Below are 19,973 nucleotides of genomic sequence, written 5' to 3' on the forward strand. Positions count from 1 at the left end.
AGGATAAGGCGATCGCGACGGAGAAAGAAGTCAATATCAATCGGGAAATCACCGCAGCACGGGTCCGGTTGATAGGGGTAGAGGGTGAGCAAATGGGTGTGGTTTCCTTCATGGAAGCCCTGGCAGCCGCAGAAGAAGCGGACCTGGATCTGGTCGAGATCGCCCCCCAGGCAGAGCCACCCGTTTGCAGGATCATGGATTACGGCAAGTTTCGTTTTCAGGAAAGCAAGCGGCAGCATGAAGCGAAACGTCGGCAGAAGCAGACTCAGGTCAAGGAAATCAAGTTCCGTCCCCGCACGGATGATGCCGATTACCAGATCAAGCTCCGTAATATCATGCGTTTTATTGAGGATGGCGACCGGGCAAAAATCACCCTGCGCTTTCGTGGCCGTGAGATGTCCCATCCGGAGCTGGGCATGGAATTGCTCAATCGGGTGGAAAAGGATTTAGCAGAAGTCGGGGTGGTTGAACAACGGCCACGCATGGAAGGACGGCAAATGGTGATGATTGTCGCCCCACGGAAAAAATAGGAGAACATCGTGCCAAAAATGAAGAGCAATCGCGGAGCGGCCAAGCGTTTCAAGCGCACCGGTTCCGGCAAGTTTAAGCATCGTCAGGCTTTTTTGAACCATATCCTGACCAAGAAAACCACCAAGCGGAAGCGTCATCTGCGTCATACCTTGGTGACCTCGGGAAGCGATCAGGCCGTCCTGCGGCGCATGCTTCCCTACGCTTGATGACAGAGGAATCGTACCATGCCTAGAGTAAAACGTGGCGTAACCGCCCACGCCCGCCATAAAAAGGTCCTGGCCCGCGCCAAGGGTTTCCGTGGCCAACGCAAGAGCAATTTCCGCATCGCCCATCAGGCGGTGATGAAAGCGCTGACCTATGAATATCGCGATCGGCGCACCAAGAAGCGGGATTTCCGCAGTTTGTGGATTGTCCGTATCAATGCGGCCGCCCGTTCCGAAGGCTTGAGCTACAGCCGCTTCATGAACGGCTTGCTGCGTGCCGGCATTCAGTTGGATCGCAAGGTCCTGGCGGATATTGCCGTGCGGGACAAGGCCGCTTTTGCCCGCCTGGTTGAGGTGGCTAAGGGCCAACTGGCCGCCTGATCGTGACGGAGGCTATGGATATGTCCCTGTCTTCCATGGCTTCCGTAGCAGAGGCTGCGCGAGATATCGCGGCTGCTGCAGATCTGGCTGCCCTGGAACAAATCCGCCTCCATTGGCTGGGTAAAAAAGGGATTCTGACCCAGGCCATGCAGCAATTGGGTCAGCTCTCTCCGGAAGCGCGCCGCGAAGCCGGGCAGTTGCTCAATGTGCGCAAGATGGAGGTGCAAAACCTCCTGCAATCCCGGCGCACGGCCCTGGAAAACGCCCGCATCCAGGAGCGCATGGCCCGTGAACGGGTGGATGTGACCCTGCCCGGCAGGCGAGTGGCCTTGGGTGGCAGTCATCCCGTGCGCCAAACGATTGAATGGATAGAGCAGTACTTTTACGGGATGGGCTTTGAGGCCAGTGATGGCCCCGAAATAGAAGACGATTACCACAATTTTGAAGCACTGAATATTCCCGAAGATCATCCCGCTCGGGCCATGCACGATACATTCTACTTCGATGGTAATCGCCTGTTGCGCACCCAAACTTCTACGGTGCAAATCCGTTTTCTGGAAGCCCATCAGCCGCCGCTGCGGATGATTGCCACCGGGCGGGTCTACCGCCGGGACTCGGATATCACCCACACCCCCATGTTTCATCAGGTGGAAGGTTTGCTGCTGGATGAAGAAGCCAGTTTTGCCGATTTACGCGGCCTGCTGGAGGATTTCCTGCAGAGTTTCTTCGCCAGGCCGGATTTGCCGGTGCGCTTTCGTCCTTCCTACTTTCCCTTTACGGAACCTTCCGCAGAAGTGGATGTGGGTTGTGTCATCTGCGGTGGATCGGGTTGCCGGGTTTGCAAGCAAACCGGTTGGCTGGAAGTGCTGGGTTGCGGCATGGTGCATCCGGCAGTGCTGGCCCGTGCGGGGGTGGATGGCGAAGTATTCGGGGGCTTTGCTTTTGGCATGGGCATAGAAAGACTGACCATGCTGCGTTATGGCGTCAATGATCTGCGTCTCTTTTTCGAGAACGATCTGCGCTTCCTCAAGCAGTTTTCCTGAGAGCAGCAGCTTATGCGCGTGAGTATTCAATGGCTTCATGAATTATTGGAGATTCCCTGGGATACGGATGAAATTGCCCGCCGCCTGACCATGGGCGGCATTGAAGTAGAGGCCATTGAGCCTGCCGCTGTCCCTTTTCATGGGGTGGTGGTCGGATCCGTGAAAACCGTCATGCCCCATCCGGGAGCCGACAAGTTGCGCATTGCCCAGGTTGATGCGGGTGATGGCGCACTGCACACCATAGTTTGTGGCGCCGCCAATCTTGCGGAAGGGCAGAAAGTGCCTTTGGCGCTGCCTGGAGCAGCATTGCCAGGCGGCAAGACAATCCGTATTTCCGAGCTGCGCGGGGTGCATTCCGAGGGCATGCTCTGCGCAGCAAATGAGCTGGGCCTGGACGATGGTAGCAGCGGTCTGCTGATTCTGGATGCCGATGCTCCGGTAGGTAAGGATCTGCGGGAATACCTACAGTTAGAGGATGACATCCTGACCCTGGGCATTACGCCGAATCGGGGAGATGCCTTGTCCATGCTGGGGGTCGCCCGGGATCTGTATGCATTGGGCGCCGAACAACTGCAGGATCCCGCCGTTTTGGGGGCGGCCGCCGGTGAGTGGACACAACTGGATGCCACGGAGAAGGCGCAGGAGGGCGACTATGCGGTGGCGGTGGATGCGGCCGCCCGCGCCGCCTGCCCCAGTTATACGGCACAGTGGATAGATGGGGTTCCGGAGCGCTTGCCGGACCACCTGCGCGAGCGCTTACGGCGCATGGGGCAGCGCTGTATCCACCCGGTGGTGGATCTGCTCAACCTGTGGATGTTCGAGACGGGTCAGCCTCTGCACGCCTTTGATGCGGAGATGGTCCAGGGCGGGCTCTGTGTACGCTGGGCTCAAGCCGGAGAAGTGCTGGATGCGCTGGATGGTCGGGATCTGACCCTGGAACCGGACATGCTGGTCATAGCCGATGCCCAGGGACCGGTGGCTCTGGCTGGTATTATGGGTGGGCGGCGGACCAGTGTGACCGCCGCAACCCGCTCCATCATTCTCGAAGCCGCCTTTTTCCAGCCCAAGGCGATTCAGGGCCGGGCCCGACGCCTGTCTTTGCAAACCGATGCCGCCATGCGCTATGAACGTGGCGTAGATTATCAGCTCGCGCCCCGAGTAGCCCGAGCGGTGCTGGCGCAGATGGCTACACTCGCCCCGGTACAGTTGCGCAGTGCCCGCGCCTTTACCTTGCAGGGCAGTTTGCCGGTTCCCGCAGAAATTACCTTGCGCCAGCAGCGCCTGCAGCGGGTCATGGGGATGTCCTATGCAGAGACAGCAGTGGAGCGGGTGTTGACCCGGCTTGGGCTGCAGATCCATACCGTGCCCGGGGGCTGGCAGGCCAAAGTGCCGAGCCATCGTTTCGATCTGCGCATGGAGGCGGATCTCATCGAGGAGGTGGGCCGCATTTATGGCTATGAGCAGTTGCCGGTCCATCGTCCCCGGGGCATTTTGCAGGCTGCGTCCAGCACACCCACAGTATCGCGAATGATGCGGCATATCCTCCAGGTCCGGGATTATCATGAGGTCATTACTTACAGTTTCATCAGCCAGGAAGCCCAGAAGGACTTTGTGCCGGAAGCCGACGCTCCAGCATTGCTGAATCCCCTGTCTGCAGACCTGGCGGTCATGCGTGCCAGTCTCTGGCCGGGCTTGCTGCAGACACTGCAATTCAACGCGAAGCGGCAGCAGGAGCGTATTCGCCTTTTTGAGATGGGGCGGATATTTTCAGCCGAGCGGCAGAGCATGATCCTGGCGGGATGCATTGCCGGAACCGCCGACCGCGAGAACTGGACCCAGGCGGAGCGGGACGTGGATTTTTTTGATCTGAAAGGCGATGTGGCGGCCATTCTGGCATTATGGCCGCAAACGTCTTTTGAATTTCGGGCGTTGACCAGTGAGGCCAGCTTGCATCCTGGACAGGCGGCAGAAATTCTTGTTGCCGGACGCCGAATCGGTATGCTGGGAGCCTTGCACCCTGTCCTGGCGGATCGTCATGATCTGGACAAAACCGTGTTTTTCTTCTATTTGGACATGGAGATGCTGGAAGGTTTGGATAATGGGCGGCATTTTGTGCCACTCTCGCCCTATCCAGCCCTGAGAAGAGATATGGCACTGGTAATTCCCGATACGATCGAGGCTGGTGCAGTTCTAGCCGCCATGCGTCAGGAAGCCAGCGCCATCGTGCAGGAAATATGGATTTTTGATCGCTATCAGGGGGAACCTCTGCTGGCAGGGACCTACAGTCTGGCTTTTGCTTTCCTTTTGCAGGACCGGGAGCGGACCCTGACTGAGGCGGATGTACAACGGGAATTGGAGCGGATGCTCACCGCCGTGCAGCAAATCGGCTCCATAGAACTTCGCGCATAGGGAGAAAAAAGTGGCTGTCACGAAAGCTGAAATTGTGGATATGTTGTTTGAAACCATGGGCCTGAACAAACGGGAAGCCAAGGGTATTGTGGAAGCTCTGTTTGATCATATCCGCGAAACCCTGGCCCAGGGCGAAGAGGTGAAGCTCTCGGGTTTTGGCAATTTCACCTTGCGTGATAAAAATCCGCGACCGGGACGTAATCCTAAAACGGGCGTTGAAATCACCATCACCGCCCGGCGAGTGGTGACTTTCCATCCGAGCCAGAAGCTCAAAGCCTATGTCAATGGTAGCGAACCAGACATCGCCTAAAGGGAAAGCAGGCAAAGATCTCGTCGCACTGCCGGAAATTCCTGAAAAGCAGTATTTCTCCATCAGTGAGGCATCTCTGCTTTGTGGGGTGAAAGCCCATGTTCTGCGCTACTGGGAACAGGAATTTCCGCAACTCAATCCCCTGAAAAGAAAAGGGAATCGGCGTTATTATCAGCGTCATGACTTGCTTCTGGCGCGACAGATTCGCAGCCTGCTTTATGGGGAAGGTTACACCATCCACGGGGCTCGGGAACGACTGCAGAGTTTGCGCAGTGAGACAGGCCAAGGCCATGCAGTCTCATCGGCGCAACTGGAGCTGGAAATGGAGGATAATGCCTCTGCTGGCCGTTTGACAGCAGGCAAGCGCCTCATCTACCTGCGAACGGAGTTAGCGGCGCTGATCAAAATATGTGCAGGAAAACATTGACCCGCTGCCCATGAAGCATTAGAGTAGCGGCTCTTAACGGGGCGTAGCGCAGCCTGGTAGCGCACCTGAATGGGGTTCAGGTGGTCGGAGGTTCAAATCCTCTCGCCCCGACCAAATAAATCAAGTGGTTATGAGACTTTTTCGGCATGATGTTTTTTCCCTTGTGACGTAAATGTACCAAGGCCGGAAAGGATGGTTTCCATATTTTGGGCTTCAGTGGCGAGAGGCTCCGGCGCAAGGTGCGCATACTTCAGTACCATCTCCATGCTTTCCCATCCCCCCCATTTCCTGAAGTTTGAACAAGGGCATTCCCGCCTGGATATGCCAGCTTGCCCAGGTGTGTCGCAAATCATGCCACCGAAAATTTTCAATACCCGCCCGCTGGAGGGCCTTCCACCAGGCCTTCCCGGATACTTGGGTGACGGGGTGGCCCTTGTAGATAAATACGTACTGACGGTCTTCTCCAAGCCGCCGTCGCAATACGGCTATGGCCGATGGTGTCAGGTTTACGCCGATGGCTTTCCGCGATTTGGCCTGTGAGTCCAGAAAGACACTAGGCGATAAGCCAAAAATGGCAAGGAAGCCAAGAATGCATGCCGGACATTGCAGTATTAGAACTTTGTTGTCGGGGATGAGCGACAGGGCTGTGATTATCTGAAATAACGTATTTTCAAGCATTAGTAAAATGATTTGATTAACCTTTTAAATATTAGAAAAAGATGTGATCTGATAGGATTATCAGAAAGTTGTACAGATCAAGCGACAACATGAATTTTTTAATATTAACAATCATGACCCTATAAATGGCATAATAATTGCTAAATACACCAATATGATGCGTTATTTTGCGAGCAATGAAAAGTTCAAGCTGTCATATGGAATCCTGAGCTTAGGTGCGATATTTGTATTTATCGTGCCGACCCTAGCCTCAGCGAGCCCTTTTTCTTTTACTGTCGTCCAAAGACTTGCCCAGAGACTCTCGCGAAAACCATGGCATCCCCGCGTCAACGCTGCTGGTAAGCGTTTGCGCAGGCTCACCCCACAGCAATATGGCCGGATTCTGGATACACAACCACTCTGGAAAAAGCAAAATTTACCGTTTGAGGTTTTGTTCTATCCATTAGGTCATACGTTCGTTCATCCTGTGCAAATCCACATCATCCGCCATGGGCGGTCCACTTCTTTACCCTATAACTCGCAGATATTCGCGACGCATGGCGTGATAAGCAAGTCCCAACTCGCCCGCAAAGGCGGGTACGCCGGATTTTCTTTGCTCTATCCACTAGATACGCCACCCTATCACAATGAATTTTTGTCATTTCTCGGTGCCAGCTATTTCCGGGCCGTGGGGCGGGGAGCCGTGTATGGCACTTCTGCGAGAGGGCTGGGGATTGATACAGCATTACCCTCAGGTGAAATTTTTCCTTATTTCCAAGCGTTTTGGTTACGACAACCGCAACCAGGGGCACGGCAAATGGTCATTTATGCATTGCTGAACAGTCCCGTAATCACTGGTGCCTATCGATTTACGGTGATACCGGGGGAGAGTACGCGCATACGTGTCCATGCCGTGTTGTATCCACGAAAAAAAATCAAACAGCTTGAAATTGCACCGCTGTCCAGCATGTACTGGCATGGACGAGGGCGGGGGATAAGGGCTGGGGACTGGCATCCTCAGCAGCATGATTCCAGCGATCTCATCATGGCCGCCCCTAATGGACAATGGATCACGCGGCCATTAAATAACCCCCTACACATCCAGGTCACTCGCTATATACTCAACAACCCCATAGGGTTTGGTCTATTTCAGCAGGATCGTCGATTTTCCAACTATGAGGGTTTGACTACACAATATCAAAAAAGGCCCAGCGTATGGATTCACCCCCTCAATCATTGGGGAAGAGGACAGGTGGAACTGGTTGAACTGCCGACCAATAACCGTAATCTGGACAATATCGTGACATTTTGGGTTCCTGACAAACCCATTACCCCAAGAGAATCCCTGCAGATACGATACCAAATCCGGTTTTTTAGAAATGCAAAAACTCTTCCACCTGGTGGGCATCCCGTTGCGACGTTTATAGGGCGCGATCCTCGAAAGCAGGACGTTCGCACCTTGGTCGTGGACTTTGCCGGGGACGGATTGGGAAAGCTTCCCGCCAATACGCCCGTTCAAGCCCACTTTACGGTAGGAGCGGGAGTGCGCATCCTCCATTCGTCTGTTCGGTTCAACCCCTTAGAACATCAATGGCAGGTGAGCGCGCAAATACAGCCAGCCACACAGCACCCCAGCAACGTGAGCCTGTTCCTGGAGTCGCAGGGGAAAGTCCTGAGTGACACTTGGTGTTATTTATGGACCGCACAAAAGGAGGCATCATAATGTATAGAAGTTCGGATAATTATCCCTTGGTGAATCTGGTTCCCGCTCATTATCGGACTCCTAACAATAGATCTGCTGCACGCTCATTGGCCCAAAAGTACATTAAAAAATTAGGCTTATCCGGTGAACAGCAATGCTGGGTGGAAAAAAGTGTTATCATCTGGCTCCAGAAACAAAGGCATCAACCCTTCGCACAGGATTCAAACTGGTTTGCCCAGTTGCAAGAAGCGATTGGTGCAATGGCGGAGGATGGTGATGAGCTTAACGCACGCCTTGCCATTACCTTGCAGAACGCTAGTCGAGAAAATGATCCATCGCGGTGGTTCAGAAACCAACAACTCCCCCCTATCCGGCGTTCCTGCATGGCCTCAAAGCGGTTTGTCCGGACGCTGCGAGAATATATCCGTGAAGAATGGATGCCGGTATGGACATTGAGGAATCCTCATCAGCCGGTAACACGCAATATATGGATCAATCGAATTTTTGATGGGCAATACAACGTCTTTCAAGATATGAAAATCATTCGCCGGTACTCCATCATATGGTCGTCTTCACAGATGGATTTCATACCTGGAAGAATACACCCCTATAAATCCATTAAGCTCATTGGAATTGAATTGATGAGTCCGACTCACGTATATCCACGCAATATTACAGGCCAGATCTGCTAGAAAGGAATGGGATGTACACATGAATTTATGAAGGGTCGATAAAATATTCATGCGAACGATTTCTATACTGAAAAATATCTGGTACATTTATCAACACTGCTAACTGAAGGATAAAATGAAGGATGCCATCTATAAATGATAACGAAAAAAACTTTTATCCAGCGAGAAGCATATGGATTATTTGGGTACTTATGAGCAGTTTTATGGTAACATCAATGGCGGATGGTCATGTCTTGATCCATTCTTTACAGGCATGCCAGTATCTGAGGGACCATGCGATAAAAAATCACACGTTGCAGGATTCGGCCCGAACAGCCGCATCCTGGTCCGGGCTAAATGTTCACTTGTATATCGAAAAGTCGAGTAACCTCAAACACGTCGCCCATATACCTGGTGCGCCATACATTACAGCCATTGCGGGCAAAAAAGCAGAGTGTGTGGCTGCTACACCCACTTGGTTCAGCCAGTTAACACCGGCGGAACAATCCTGGTTATGGATGGTTGGTATTGACAGTTTGGAGCATCCTCGCATCTACCATCTCATGCTCCATGCGGCGGAACATCCTCCACAGGGTTTATTCGCTGGGTTGGAGAAATGGTATGGGCGCCGGATTGCTGAGCGCAGTATTCTGAAAGCAGAAAAACAGGCCAGCAGATGGTTACCACCCCAAAAAAGAGACGCAGCCCAAACAGCTCTGGTGAGACTGGCTGAGATTAAAAGTTTTTCACAAAATAAGTGGTTACCGAGTATTAAAGAGCAAATATCCGCCGTGAACTAAGAAAGAAAGGTTTAGATAACAGAAGGAATCAGAATGGCAAGCAAAGATATGCAGAGTGAAGTAAACAGCATTTCAGGTAAAGGAAATATTGTTTTTAAAATATTACACTGGGTAATCGCGGCGTTGATTGTTTTGCAGGGACTGCTTGGTGCGGCAATGCTACATATCGCCTGGCTGCACAGATATTTTGCCGCTGGGATCCTGATCCATGAAGAAACGGGTTTACTTATTTTATTCCTTGCCTCATGCATGTTAATTTTCCGGGTCTTCACGGTCGCCAATCAGGTTCAGAGACCCGCAAAATACATCAACAATGGGCTAGAGTAGTGGTCCATCTCACGTTTTATGGCCTTATTTTTTTAGAATGTGCTCTCGGCATCTGGATGATAGGACTTCTTGGTAAGGATTTGACTATTGGCATATGGCATTTCCCGCTTTCCATAACTCCTGATCTCCAGTTGGTGTATTCCAATGTGTTACAATGGCATGCTGCGGTGGCTCTCAGTTTGGCTGTTTTGATCGGTATTCATAGTTTGGCCGCGCTCTATCATTATTATGCTCTCCATGATCAACTGTTGAATAATATGAATATTTTTCGTAGGAGTCATTCGGTGGGAAATACCTGATGTCTCTGGTTTCCTACTTTTTAAACTATTTACACAGTCAAGCGATGACATTCTCAGGTGTCTTGGATCATTATGGATTAGCCGTAGTGATCATTGCTTTGTTTTTAGAAAGCGCTGGTCTCATATTTCTTCCAGGTGAAACCTTATTGATATGCGGCGGTTTTTTGGCCGGTCAAGGTACTTTCAACCCCCTAATCCTTTTTGGATTAGGGGGTTTTGCCACTTGTATGGGGTGGTTTGCTGCATACTATATGGGTTATAAAATCGGCCTACACTGGCTAAAAACGAATGGTAAATGGATTGGTATTACTGCTGTACGCCTTCAGAAAACTCACCAGTTATTGAACAAATATGGTTCAATAGTGGTTTTGTTTGGTCGCTTTATCGTGCCATTAAGACAGCTTCAAGGTCATATTTCAGGTTCGGCCGAAACTACGTTTCATGACTTTTATCTATAGAATATTTTAGGGGGTATTTTATGGGTGGCATTCTGGGGTGGCGGTGGATATTTTATCGGTCTTATATAGGACATTATTATTTATAAAATTCATAGGATAGACTACAGATAATGAAGAAAATGAATGATGGCAACAGGACAGGTCACCTTAGGCTCATTGTATTTTTTGCGATATGGTTAATAATGTCATTGTTCAACACGGCGTTTGGCATGGACATAATGACATTAAAACAGATATTGATCTTTGCAAAAAAATCTCCAGAAGTGCAGCAGAAAATTAATGATGTGAGTGCTGCACGGCAAGAGATTCGTATTCTTCATGCGGAAAGCTCACCCATATTGCAAGCAAGAGTCAAAGTGGGCCGCTATACCCATTTTAACTATGACGGCATTCCGAGAGCTTATATTTTGAAGCCGAAGCTCGGACTGAAATATTATTTATTTGGTGGGAACAAGTATTTACGGCATATAACGTCGCAGGCAAAACCCGCATATTATAAAAAACTTTCCAGATATGATGCTGCAGTCAAGCGGATACAATCTAGGCTCAAAAAAATTTATATCAACTATTGGGAAAATTATAAAATAGCAGATGATCTTAAACGATTTCTCAGATTATTTAAAAACAAATCAGGAATTGCTGAAAACGTAAAAAGCATCCTGCAAAGAATACGCTTGTCCATTTATATTGCGCACATGCGCGCTGAAATTCTATTACATAAAATGATTGAAACAACTGGGCAAGAGATCCACCAGTTTGCACCCGTAAAACCTCTGTTTTCTCGTCCCAGTAAGCATAGTATTCCACCCTCCATGCTGAAACTACATCCTGCTATCGAAGGGTTGATAAGTTATTATCACAGCCAAAGGCAATTGGGTTTCTTGCGCTTTTTAGATGTTAAATTAAAACTGTTTGCAAGGCCTTCCTATTATCCTGCGGCAGGCAGGTCTAAAATGGCCGTTATCGGAGGGATTTATCTGAATATACCTCTAGATATTATGGGTGCTGTGCATCACGCTAATCAGCAACTGGATTTGGATAGGGAAAACATATTAATTAAACTTAAAGAAGATGCTCTTGAGCGAAAACAAAATATTAAAATTGCTGATATTAAGATCCCTATTTATCGCCGACGAGTTCGTTTTTGGAAAAAGCGTGCGAATTACTTTATGAAAATATTACAAACAGATTTTACTAGCATGAAAAAATTACATCATAAACGCCTTATTATGCAAAAATTGCCGCATGATATACGTTCATACAGAGAATCGCTGAACAGGTGGGTTCATGCTGATGCGAAATTGTCTCTGATGCTTTACCGAACACTTTCTTAAATCGAATATGGGTTGCGGGGATCCTCGATTTCGAACCGACCTACCGACTGACCCCTAACTGACTGGAACCCCATGAAGCCCCAGCTCAGGAGTTCGCAATCCTTTATCACTAGCGCTGGACCAGCGAATCCAGTTTCGATGTGGTGTGTGCTGGGTTTTCGTTTCTTGCCTTAAAATCTGCTCGCGTCACAATATTATCCTAGTGATTAGTTTGATGCATCATCGCATACAAGAGGCCATCAAGACTCTTTGTGAGAGTCCAGTCGGCCAAGCGACTGGCTGCCTTGGGCGGAACCATGCCGCAGAAGCAGGAAATCCCCCGCCGCCGCGAGTTTGCAGAACAGTGAAAGGTGTTCTTGTGGACACATCCGTGTGGATCGATCACTTCCGGCATTGCAACGATGCGCTGGTTGAACTGCTGGAGCGTGATCTGGTGATGGCGCACCCTTTGGTCTTGGACGAAATCGCCTGTGGAACACCGCCCGATCGGGACAAAGCACGCTCCGATCTCGACCGTTTGCAGCCTGTTCAACAGGCCATAGTGCGGGAGGCGATGGCATTCATTGGCGCGAGCGACTGTTCGGTTTGGGTTGCGGCCTGATAGACATGCTCTCTGGATCGTTCTATTGGCGGTCTGGATTGCGATATTCATCGCCGTGAACGTTATTCCGAACCATGATCTTGATGCTGTCCGGTGCTGCGCTGTTCTTCCCGTATGACGACATCCACATCGATATGCACATGGCACCGGGTGGCGTGAGTTAGACGGCTTTGAGGCCGCAGCACGGGCTATCCGCTGCTCCTGTTTCTGCCAATCAAGGGAGTTTCGTGAGGTTAATTGCCAGTGCTGCTCCATTCCAGGTTCGCGGCGTGGAGAGGCGGCACGGCCCGCAAGACGCGTTTGACCAGTTGGCCGTTGGCATCGAGCACGCTGAGGTGATAAAAGCCGGCCACCGTGGGCGTCCATTCCACACTGCGCAGTGCCGGGTTGGATGGCAGTGGGCGGCCATCCAACAGAAAGTGAAGCGGTCGATCCCCGCCAATGATGCGGATACTGACCGGCTCGCCCACGGTGAGGGTGCCCCCGGGGGCGGGAGAGGCGATTTCCAGCAATGTACCCATGGGCAGGCGCTGCAGCGTCAGGGGACGGGTTTCCGGATGAACACCGATGGGTTGGCCGGGCAGGATGCTGAAAACCTGGGCCAGGATGGGAATGGCGGCGAGGGCGGTATCACCGGGCAGGGCTGCGCCGTTGGGCCGGCCAATCCAGACTGCCGCTGCATAGCGGTGATTGTAGCCGATGGCCCAGTCATCGCGGTTACCAGCGCTGGTGCCGGTTTTCCAGGCGATGCCACTGGGGCCGCCAAAAGGAAAAGGACGATTGAGGATGGCCGTGACTTCCTCTGCTGCGTAGGGGGAAAGCAGGCGGCGCGCCGGGCGATGCTGACCGGCAATCAGGTGCAGCCGCTCAACCACACCACCGTCGGCCAGCCCGGCATAGAGAGCCAACAATCGCCGCATGGAAATGCCCGCGCCTCCAAGGGCCAGAGGCAGTGCCGGATTGGCCCCGTAAGGCAGCAGCAAGGGGGCGCCTGCGGCCCGCAGGTGCGCGGCAAAGCGCAAGGGGCCGTAGGCTTCCATCAGATCCACGGCGGGGACATTGAGGGACCGGCGCAGCGCGGTAGTGGCGGTGACCACCCCCAGGTAGCGGTCGTTGTAGTCATTGGGTTCATAGGCGCCGAAATTGCTGGGAAAATCCGCTACATTGGTACTGGGGCGGAGCAGTCCGGCTTCAAAGCCGAGTCCATATAAAAAGGGTTTGAGGGCGGAGCCCGGAGAGCGGATGGCCCGGGTCATATCAATGAAACCATCGCGTTGCATGTTTCCCCAATCGCCGCTGTAAATCGCGCGAATGCCTCTGCTTTTGAGGCTGACCACCATGATGGCGATGCTCTCCGTCGGGGCCATCTGCGCCAGGGCGTGTTGCGCGATGGTCGCGACGGCGCGGTCCATGGATGCATCGATGCTGGTACGGGTACCGCTGGGTAGCGCCGAGACGGCCTGGGGAGAAAGGAGGGGCATGGGATAGAGGCGATGCGGCAGAGGGGTGGCCAGGGCGCGTTCCAGGGCTGCCTGGGAAATGACCCCTTGCCGCCGGGCCTCCCGCAGAATCTGGTTGCGGGTGGCGAGGGCCGTCCGGGGATGGGTCAACGGATTCAGTTGGTTGGGGTTGCGCACCATCATGACCAGAAAGACCGCCTGGGCTGGACCCAGGGTGCGCGGCGATTGGTGAAACCAGGCATGGGCCGCTGCCTCGATGCCCTGAATGTTGCCACCCTCGGGCGCCAGTGACAGCCACATGCCCAGCACCGCAGACTTGGAATAGTGTTCATACAGCGATACAGCCTGAAGGGCCTCCAGTATTTTGACAGGCAGGGTGCGCGGGGCAGGATGAAGCATGCGGGCCACCTGCATGGTCAGGGTCGATGCACCCGAAACCACATGCCCCGCCATGATCATCTGCCCCACGGCCCGGATGATGGCGAAGGGGTCAATGCCAGGGTCCCAGGCGAAATGGCGGTCTTCGATGGCAATCAGCATCTGGCGCATGACCGGGCTGATCTGTCGGGCCGGGGTGGCGAAGGCCCATTGTTGCTGGCGACTGAGAAACAGGCTCAACACATGACCGTGGCGGTCGTAAATGATACGTCCTTCCTGTCTCAGCGCCTGGGTATCGGGGGGCATGAACCAGGCGCTGACCGCCACCAGGATGATGCAGATCAGCAGCCAGTGTCCCAAGCGTCGCCACCAAGCGTAGCGGCCCCGGGGCCAGAGGCAGAGTCGGCCCCAGTGCAGGACAAGCGACAAGATCCAGACCCGCTTGGGTGCGTTCATACCGCGTTCATGACGCCGGCGGCGTCACACTGACCTTGCGGCCGGATGTCCTTGCCAGGATGGAGGGATGAAACATATCGCTGACGCTGACGCCGGGCAGAAGGTAGTGCCCCGGAGTGACGGCGCGCAGCAGTATCGCCGTCTTGAATGCGGGGATTCCATCACCGTCGAAGGCCCGACTGTTTTTAGGCGCCATTTTGAAGGCGGCTTCGTAGCGGTCATCGGTGGCCGCAGTCGCCTCGGGGGTGCTCAGGTCTTTCAACCAGGGCAGACCATGCGCCTTGCCCGCCGAAGTGTCGCCTGCCAGTTCCCAGCCCGGTGGCAGCCCCATATCGAGCAGCACGCGATGGGGCAGGTTATCGCTGATGGCGCCTTTCAGGACCGCCACGAAGACCGTGTTTTGGGGCAGGGAATCCGGCTGCAAGGGCTGACCGGAGAGTGAATAAAAGGCCCGGCTGACGGTCAATCCGTGGCTTTCGGCAGGGGGTGGGTTGCTGGTGATACCCGTCGTGCTGATGGCCACCGGCAGGGGTTTGTTGCCGAGATTGCGCAGCTTGACTGCCTGGGTCAGGGGCAAAACGACGGGCCCGCTCTGCTGGATGATGCGCTGGCCCCATTGCACATGCACTGGTTGCTCATTATTGCCCAGCACGCCATCGGCGTAGAGCGCCCAGGCCAGTTCCTGGGTGGTCAGGCTGTCCGGCTCCAGCCCCCCGCCGGGCAGGTCCCGTCTCAACTTGAGAAGGGCGTCGGGCAGCAGCCCGGTCTGGGCGACGATGGTCGGTACCGCCCAGGCATCCCGGAGAGGGGAACCGAAGGCTGCATCCCAGTCCTCACGTCCCCACCACCAGTCACCACCGATCGGTCCCTGATTTTTGATGGCCTTGTGCAAGGCCTGCAGAGCCTGATCGCGTTCGCCGATGGTATTCAGGGCCGAACCGAGTTGCGCCAGGGCCAAGGGCATGGAGAGTTGATCCATGTGTCTGGCCAGCATGCGGATGGCCCCGGCCGGGGCTTTCCCAGCCAGGCTCAGATCGTACACAGCATAAATGCGATCAAATACACTGTGCTCTTCCTCTCCTACCTCGTTACTGAGCCAGTGCAGGGCCTGGTCGATGGTGGCCTGGGGCACCGTCGCCCCGGCTTTCTGGGCACGCAGGAGGAACTCGGTCGCAAATGCCGTGAGCCAAGGTTGGGCGTTGCCGTTATTGGACCAGAGTCCAAAGGCTCCGTCATAGCGCTGATCATTGAGCACCTGATTCACGTAGTCCTGGAGTTTGGCCGCTTGTTGCCGGGTAACCAGTGGCGCTTTGAGGACCGTCAGGGGTAACCCTTTGCTGGCGGCATTGAGCAGTGAATGACAATGCCAGCCCTGATACAGCGCCTGCACATAGGCTTTGGGGTTGAATGGCAGGGTGTTGCCCAGGGTCACGGCCGTCTTGCTGGAACCGGGGATGTAGCCCTGCAGATCGGCCTTGAGGATGCGCTGGCTTCCCGCAGCGATGCGGAAAGTGCGATTTCGGGAAACCGGCGGCTGCGTGGAATGCATGTCCATATCCCAATGCCGGACCAGATGGTATCCATCCGGTCCGGTGATACTCAAGGTCAGATGCGCCATGCCCTCTCCCGTCCCGGTCAGGGTGACCGGCAAAAGATGCATGGTCTGCGCTTTCAAGAGGGTGTTGGCCTGGCCGTTGACGCCGACGCGAAGTGGTCCGCTGGCCGTGACCACACTGTGATACGTGCCGGCAGGCAAGTTCAGGTTCTGCAGCATGACGGTGGCGTCGGCCTGGTCGCCGGGTGAGAGAAAGCGTGGCAAGAGCAAATTGGCGATGAGCCGGTTGCGGACGATGATGTTGGTAGCGCCCGCCCCTACCGCATCGCCCTGCCAGGTCACCGCCATCAGATGCAGGCTGCCATTGAATTCCGGGACATCGATGGGCAGTTCCGCGATGCCGGCCCGGTTGGCCTGCACGGGTCCCGCAAACAGCGCCACCACCTTCTGGGGGATGGGGCGTACCGCCGGTCCGAAATTGGCCCCGGCACCGTTTTGCAACAGCGCCTCGTAACCGGTGGGACGGGCCAGCAGTGCGCCGTAGTTGTCGGCGACGCTGATATCCAGGCGCCGTTTGCCAAAAAAGTGATGCAGCGGATTGGGGTTGGGGAACTGGGTGAGGTTGAGAATGCCCTGGTCCACGGCGGCCAGGGTGACATAGGCGCCCGGGCGCGTTTTGACAGGAATTCGGATGTTTTGCCGCGGGCGATATACTTGCCGCACATCAAAGTGGACGGGGATGGCCCGCGAACCGGGCTGAAGACCCAACCAGGTCAGACCAACGGCGCGTTCCGGCGCCGCGGTGGCGCTGGCGGGACGAAATATGTCGACCAGTGCGTAGGCCCCCGCGCCCCAATCCTTCTGAACGGGTATCTGCAGGGTGGTTCCGCCTTGGGGCAGATGGAAGTTTTTCAGGGAAATGATTTTATCATTGGCCAGGACCAGGACCGCCGGGCCGGCGAAGGGGGCGGTGATATGGATGGTCGCCATGCTCCCAGCCGCATATTCTGCGGCACTGCTGCGCACGGAAACCCGTTGTGGCACGCCCGGATTGGCACTGGTCTGCCAACCGGAATAAAAAATCACGGAACTCGCCGCCAGTCCGCCATGGGCTTCCGTCACCCGCAGACGATAGCGACCATAATCCAGCACCGGCAACCGCAGAGCATAAGCCTGGCCGGCGGGCAAGGTGATATTTTTCGTCAACACCGGATGATCGATGTAGCTATATCCCCAACTCGCCACCCCATGATGCATGGAGATATTCCATTGTGAGGATTGCCGAACGAGCTGGATCTGTACGGGCATGGCGCTGGCCTTGCCGTCCGGTGCCAGGGCCACGAGATGAAACTCCGGTGTTTTTCCGGCGGCCACCGTGTCATTTTTAAAGTCGCTGGCAATGCCGATCAGGGGATGGTCGGGAATGATCGGCAAGACGATCGCGCTGCTTACCGGGCGACCGGAGGGCTCATTGATGGACACGGCGACATGGGCTTCCAGGAAGCGGGTACTGTCCGGCAATTTCTGTAAGTTGATGGGAACCTGCGTGTGACCGGTGGCATCGGTTTCGGGTAACGCCGGTTCCTGCACCGGGGCGGTAAATATTTCGTCGTGGAGCCCGAAATGATAGCCCTGCCATTGCGGGTAAGGCGTAGGACCGCTGCTGATGCTGATCCTTGCCGTGCCCGAAAGATGCGCCCCCGGCGCACCATAGAGATAGCGTGCTTCTACGGGCCACTGCAGGGCTTGCCCGGCCGGGATGGGTTTGGCGCTGCCCAGCTTGACCGCCAGCGTGGGGGGTACAAAGGCAGAGACGGTGAAGTTTTCCTGGGCCAGGGCAGGTTCATGGAGGCCGGTGGCGAGACTGACGCTCCAGTTCCCATCCTGAGCCGCCAGTGGCAATTCGACCGGGACGGTAATGGCATCATCGTCGGACGATTTCGGCACCGTATCCAGAAATACCTGTCCACCGGGCCGCCGGACGATGAGATGCAGGGGCAAGCCCAGGGGTTGACCTGCGGCGCTGCGATAAATGGCCGTCACATGAACCGTCTCGCCGGGCCGATAAATGCCCCGGTCCAGCCAGAGGAAAGGGCTGACGGGCTTCAGGGCCGGGCGCCCGGAAATGCCGCGTCCCGACAAATTCAGGGGTGAGTCTCCCAGATTGAACAGAGTAAATTCCTGCCCCGGACCATAAATATGCAGGGCCGCCGGGCTTTGTCCGCCGCTGCCCTGGAGAATGGGCTCGGGGAAAGAGGCAATGCCATCGGCGTTGGTCTGGACGCTCTGCAGGATATCGTTGTCCTGGGCGATGAGTTTTACCGAGACCCCAGGCCAGGGGCGGGCATCGGTATAATGACGGATCTGCACCGTCAATCCGTTCCGCCCCCGCCAGACCGTCGGCGCCAGATTGGTGCGCAACACCAGTTGCACGCTGTTCAAGGCGCCGGTCGGGTTGGGGGTGCCATCTCCCGGGCTGATTTGAATGGCATAGAGCCCCGGTTTTTGCAGGATTTTGGGCAGGGGCAATATGCTGTGCATCAGGCGGTTGGGAGCGAAATGCGGAACATCCGCACTGCCTTGCCATACCGTCAGGCTGTTTTGATTGTTCAGGGTGGATTCGCTGTTGTCCTGGTTCAGCAATGGGTGATTGGCGATAAAAGCCAGCAGGGCGCGTTCCGGCACCCGATTGATTTTCAGCTTGACCCGGGAAATATTGACGCTCGAAAAACCCACGGCGGGAGGCAGGGATGCCGGGATAATGAATCTTCCCGTATCGGTGATGATGCTGGGGGACCGATTGGGCAGGGTCAAGGTAACGGTTTTGGCGTGGACCAGGACAGCCCCCGCAATGGCGGGAAGGCCGGCACGAATATGCATCCGGGTGCTGCTACCGGCAGGCAGACCACTGATGCAGATGCCGCCATTTTCGCGGACCACCGCAACCTGCGAGCGGGTCGGCGAAAAGCTGACCCAGTTGCTGACATGAAAATCCGGCGCTTCCGCAAGCGGGGCCGTAAAGCGGACACAGGTCCGCGTCGGAAACTGGTTGCTATCCGGGGTGATGCTCTGGATTTTGAAACCATCCGTCATCACGGCCTTTTTGAGGTCCATGGCGGCCTGGGCATCATGGGGATAAGCGCGATACATGGCCTCCAGGAGATGAATTTCACCGAGATGATCGTTTTCCGCGGCTAGGGCTTCCTGGAGGAGCCGTAAGGTCGGGAGCAGGAGGCTGAGCTCCGGCTTCTGACTGTAAATATTGCGTTCGTACGCCAGATAGGCGGCATATTTGGCCTCTTTCGCGGAGGCACTGCCCTGTTTCAGGAGTGCTTGGGCGAAAACCCACCAGATTTTGGGGTCTGCAGTATCTCCAAGGGCGATGCGTTGTTGATAGTCGGCGACGGCTGCTGCCCAGTCGCCTTGTGAATAAGCGTGCTCCGCTTTGTTCAGGGCCTGGCTGCGCTGTTGCTGTTTCCAGATTTGATATTGATCTTGCAGGAGCGCCGCCCGGGCCGTATCCCCGGATTGCAGGACACTATGAATTTCCTTTTCCTTGTCCTGACATTTGTCGCGAAAGCTTTGTCCCCGTGGGGAGGACTCCAGGGTGCTGGCGTAGGTTTCCGCATCATGATCCAAGCCGGGCAAGGCCCGAGATAAATGGACGATCGGGACGCTCGTACTGTTTTCGGCATGATTGGCGGGTTCGGCAGGCAGGGTTGAGGTTGAGGCCTCATGATCTTTTTGCGCGCTGAGCCGGTATGATTCCGCAGCAGGAGTTGTAGATTCAGATGAACCATGGGCATTCGCCTTGGCGCTTTGTGTGCTTGCGCTGTGCTGGCTCGTAAAGGCCCATGCCGCAAAGGCGATGAGGACAAGCAGCGCTACTGACGCTATCCAAAGGATCCGGGATCTGATTTTCCGTTGAGCCATATGTTTTCTCTATATAATTCTATAGGATAGCCTAATTG

19 protein-coding genes and 1 tRNA gene are annotated in these 19,973 nt (G+C 54.8%); 16 read left to right on the plus strand and 4 right to left on the minus strand.

Translation table 11 applies throughout. The features are described 5' to 3' along the window. Positions 1–11 precede the first annotated feature (11 nt). The 8 genes from infC to ACJU26_RS02450 all read left to right on the plus strand — a co-directional run bounded on the left by infC (position 12) and on the right by ACJU26_RS02450 (position 5,418). The gene (infC, locus tag ACJU26_RS02415) at positions 12–530 is read left to right on the plus strand and encodes a translation initiation factor IF-3 (RefSeq protein ID WP_414041910.1); all 519 of its coding nucleotides are present in this window, start codon (positions 12–14) and stop codon (positions 528–530) included. A gap of 9 nt (positions 531–539) precedes the next feature. Beyond that, positions 540–737 (plus strand): 50S ribosomal protein L35, encoded by a 198-nt coding sequence (gene rpmI / locus ACJU26_RS02420; RefSeq protein ID WP_414040969.1) that lies wholly within the window; start codon positions 540–542, stop codon positions 735–737. Between the two features lie 18 nt (positions 738–755). Further along, a complete protein-coding gene (gene rplT, locus ACJU26_RS02425) occupies positions 756–1,115 on the plus strand; it encodes a 50S ribosomal protein L20 (RefSeq protein ID WP_414040970.1) in 360 nt (119 codons plus the stop codon). A 20-nt stretch (positions 1,116–1,135) separates the two neighbouring features. Next, positions 1,136–2,158: a phenylalanine--tRNA ligase subunit alpha gene (gene pheS / locus ACJU26_RS02430; protein ID WP_414040971.1), complete on the plus strand. Its 1,023-nt coding sequence runs from the start codon at positions 1,136–1,138 to the stop codon at positions 2,156–2,158. A 12-nt stretch (positions 2,159–2,170) separates the two neighbouring features. Continuing rightward, positions 2,171–4,567: a phenylalanine--tRNA ligase subunit beta gene (gene pheT / locus ACJU26_RS02435; RefSeq protein ID WP_414040972.1), complete on the plus strand. Its 2,397-nt coding sequence runs from the start codon at positions 2,171–2,173 to the stop codon at positions 4,565–4,567. 40 nt (positions 4,568–4,607) lie between these two features. After that, complete coding sequence (locus ACJU26_RS02440) at positions 4,608–4,877, plus strand: integration host factor subunit alpha (RefSeq protein ID WP_264319172.1); 270 nt, start codon at positions 4,608–4,610, stop codon at positions 4,875–4,877. Continuing rightward, positions 4,852–5,304 carry a MerR family transcriptional regulator gene (locus tag ACJU26_RS02445; RefSeq protein ID WP_414041911.1) on the plus strand — a complete coding sequence of 151 codons (453 nt, stop codon included), beginning with the start codon at positions 4,852–4,854 and terminating at the stop codon, positions 5,302–5,304. The genes ACJU26_RS02440 and ACJU26_RS02445 overlap by 26 nt, the downstream gene beginning before the upstream one ends. Positions 5,305–5,341: 37 nt before the next feature. Next, positions 5,342–5,418, plus strand: a tRNA-Pro gene (locus ACJU26_RS02450). 14 nt (positions 5,419–5,432) lie between these two features. Here the strand turns inward: ACJU26_RS02450 and ACJU26_RS02455 are convergent. After that, a complete protein-coding gene (locus ACJU26_RS02455; protein ID WP_414042004.1) occupies positions 5,433–5,570 on the minus strand; it encodes a hypothetical protein in 138 nt (45 codons plus the stop codon). Beyond that, the gene (locus tag ACJU26_RS02460; protein ID WP_414040973.1) at positions 5,518–5,982 is read right to left on the minus strand and encodes a tyrosine-type recombinase/integrase; all 465 of its coding nucleotides are present in this window, start codon (positions 5,980–5,982) and stop codon (positions 5,518–5,520) included. The genes ACJU26_RS02455 and ACJU26_RS02460 overlap by 53 nt, the downstream gene beginning before the upstream one ends. Before the next feature lie 154 nt (positions 5,983–6,136). Here ACJU26_RS02460 and ACJU26_RS02465 point away from each other — a divergent pair, with 154 nt between their 5' ends. The 8 genes from ACJU26_RS02465 to ACJU26_RS02500 all read left to right on the plus strand — a co-directional run bounded on the left by ACJU26_RS02465 (position 6,137) and on the right by ACJU26_RS02500 (position 12,153). Beyond that, the gene (locus tag ACJU26_RS02465) at positions 6,137–7,684 is read left to right on the plus strand and encodes a glucan biosynthesis protein (protein ID WP_414040974.1); all 1,548 of its coding nucleotides are present in this window, start codon (positions 6,137–6,139) and stop codon (positions 7,682–7,684) included. Beyond that, positions 7,684–8,355: a hypothetical protein gene (locus tag ACJU26_RS02470; RefSeq protein WP_414040975.1), complete on the plus strand. Its 672-nt coding sequence runs from the start codon at positions 7,684–7,686 to the stop codon at positions 8,353–8,355. Before ACJU26_RS02465 ends, ACJU26_RS02470 begins: the two co-directional genes overlap by 1 nt. 122 nt (positions 8,356–8,477) lie before the next feature. Then, complete coding sequence (locus tag ACJU26_RS02475) at positions 8,478–9,134, plus strand: hypothetical protein (protein ID WP_414040976.1); 657 nt, start codon at positions 8,478–8,480, stop codon at positions 9,132–9,134. Between the two features lie 33 nt (positions 9,135–9,167). Beyond that, positions 9,168–9,461, plus strand: coding sequence for a hypothetical protein (locus ACJU26_RS02480; protein WP_414040977.1), 294 nt, complete (start codon positions 9,168–9,170; stop codon positions 9,459–9,461). Then, positions 9,380–9,760 carry a cytochrome b/b6 domain-containing protein gene (locus tag ACJU26_RS02485; protein ID WP_414040978.1) on the plus strand — a complete coding sequence of 127 codons (381 nt, stop codon included), beginning with the start codon at positions 9,380–9,382 and terminating at the stop codon, positions 9,758–9,760. The genes ACJU26_RS02480 and ACJU26_RS02485 overlap by 82 nt, the downstream gene beginning before the upstream one ends. Beyond that, complete coding sequence (locus ACJU26_RS02490) at positions 9,760–10,218, plus strand: DedA family protein (RefSeq protein ID WP_414040979.1); 459 nt, start codon at positions 9,760–9,762, stop codon at positions 10,216–10,218. Before ACJU26_RS02485 ends, ACJU26_RS02490 begins: the two co-directional genes overlap by 1 nt. Before the next feature lie 110 nt (positions 10,219–10,328). Continuing rightward, entirely contained in the window at positions 10,329–11,552 is a 1,224-nt protein-coding gene (locus tag ACJU26_RS02495) for a hypothetical protein (protein WP_414040980.1), read from the plus strand. Positions 11,553–11,910: 358 nt separating this feature from the next. Then, entirely contained in the window at positions 11,911–12,153 is a 243-nt protein-coding gene (locus tag ACJU26_RS02500; RefSeq protein ID WP_414040981.1) for a hypothetical protein, read from the plus strand. Positions 12,154–12,386: 233 nt separating this feature from the next. Here the strand turns inward: ACJU26_RS02500 and ACJU26_RS02505 are convergent, their stop codons facing one another. Beyond that, positions 12,387–14,447, minus strand: coding sequence for a transglycosylase domain-containing protein (locus ACJU26_RS02505; RefSeq protein ID WP_414040982.1), 2,061 nt, complete (start codon positions 14,445–14,447; stop codon positions 12,387–12,389). Between the two features lie 7 nt (positions 14,448–14,454). Further along, the gene (locus ACJU26_RS02510; RefSeq protein WP_414040983.1) at positions 14,455–19,935 is read right to left on the minus strand and encodes an alpha-2-macroglobulin family protein; all 5,481 of its coding nucleotides are present in this window, start codon (positions 19,933–19,935) and stop codon (positions 14,455–14,457) included. Between the last annotated feature and the right edge of the window lie 38 nt (positions 19,936–19,973).

The organism is Acidithiobacillus sp. M4-SHS-6 (assembly GCF_047421495.1).
Lineage (GTDB): Bacteria > Pseudomonadota > Gammaproteobacteria > Acidithiobacillales > Acidithiobacillaceae > Acidithiobacillus.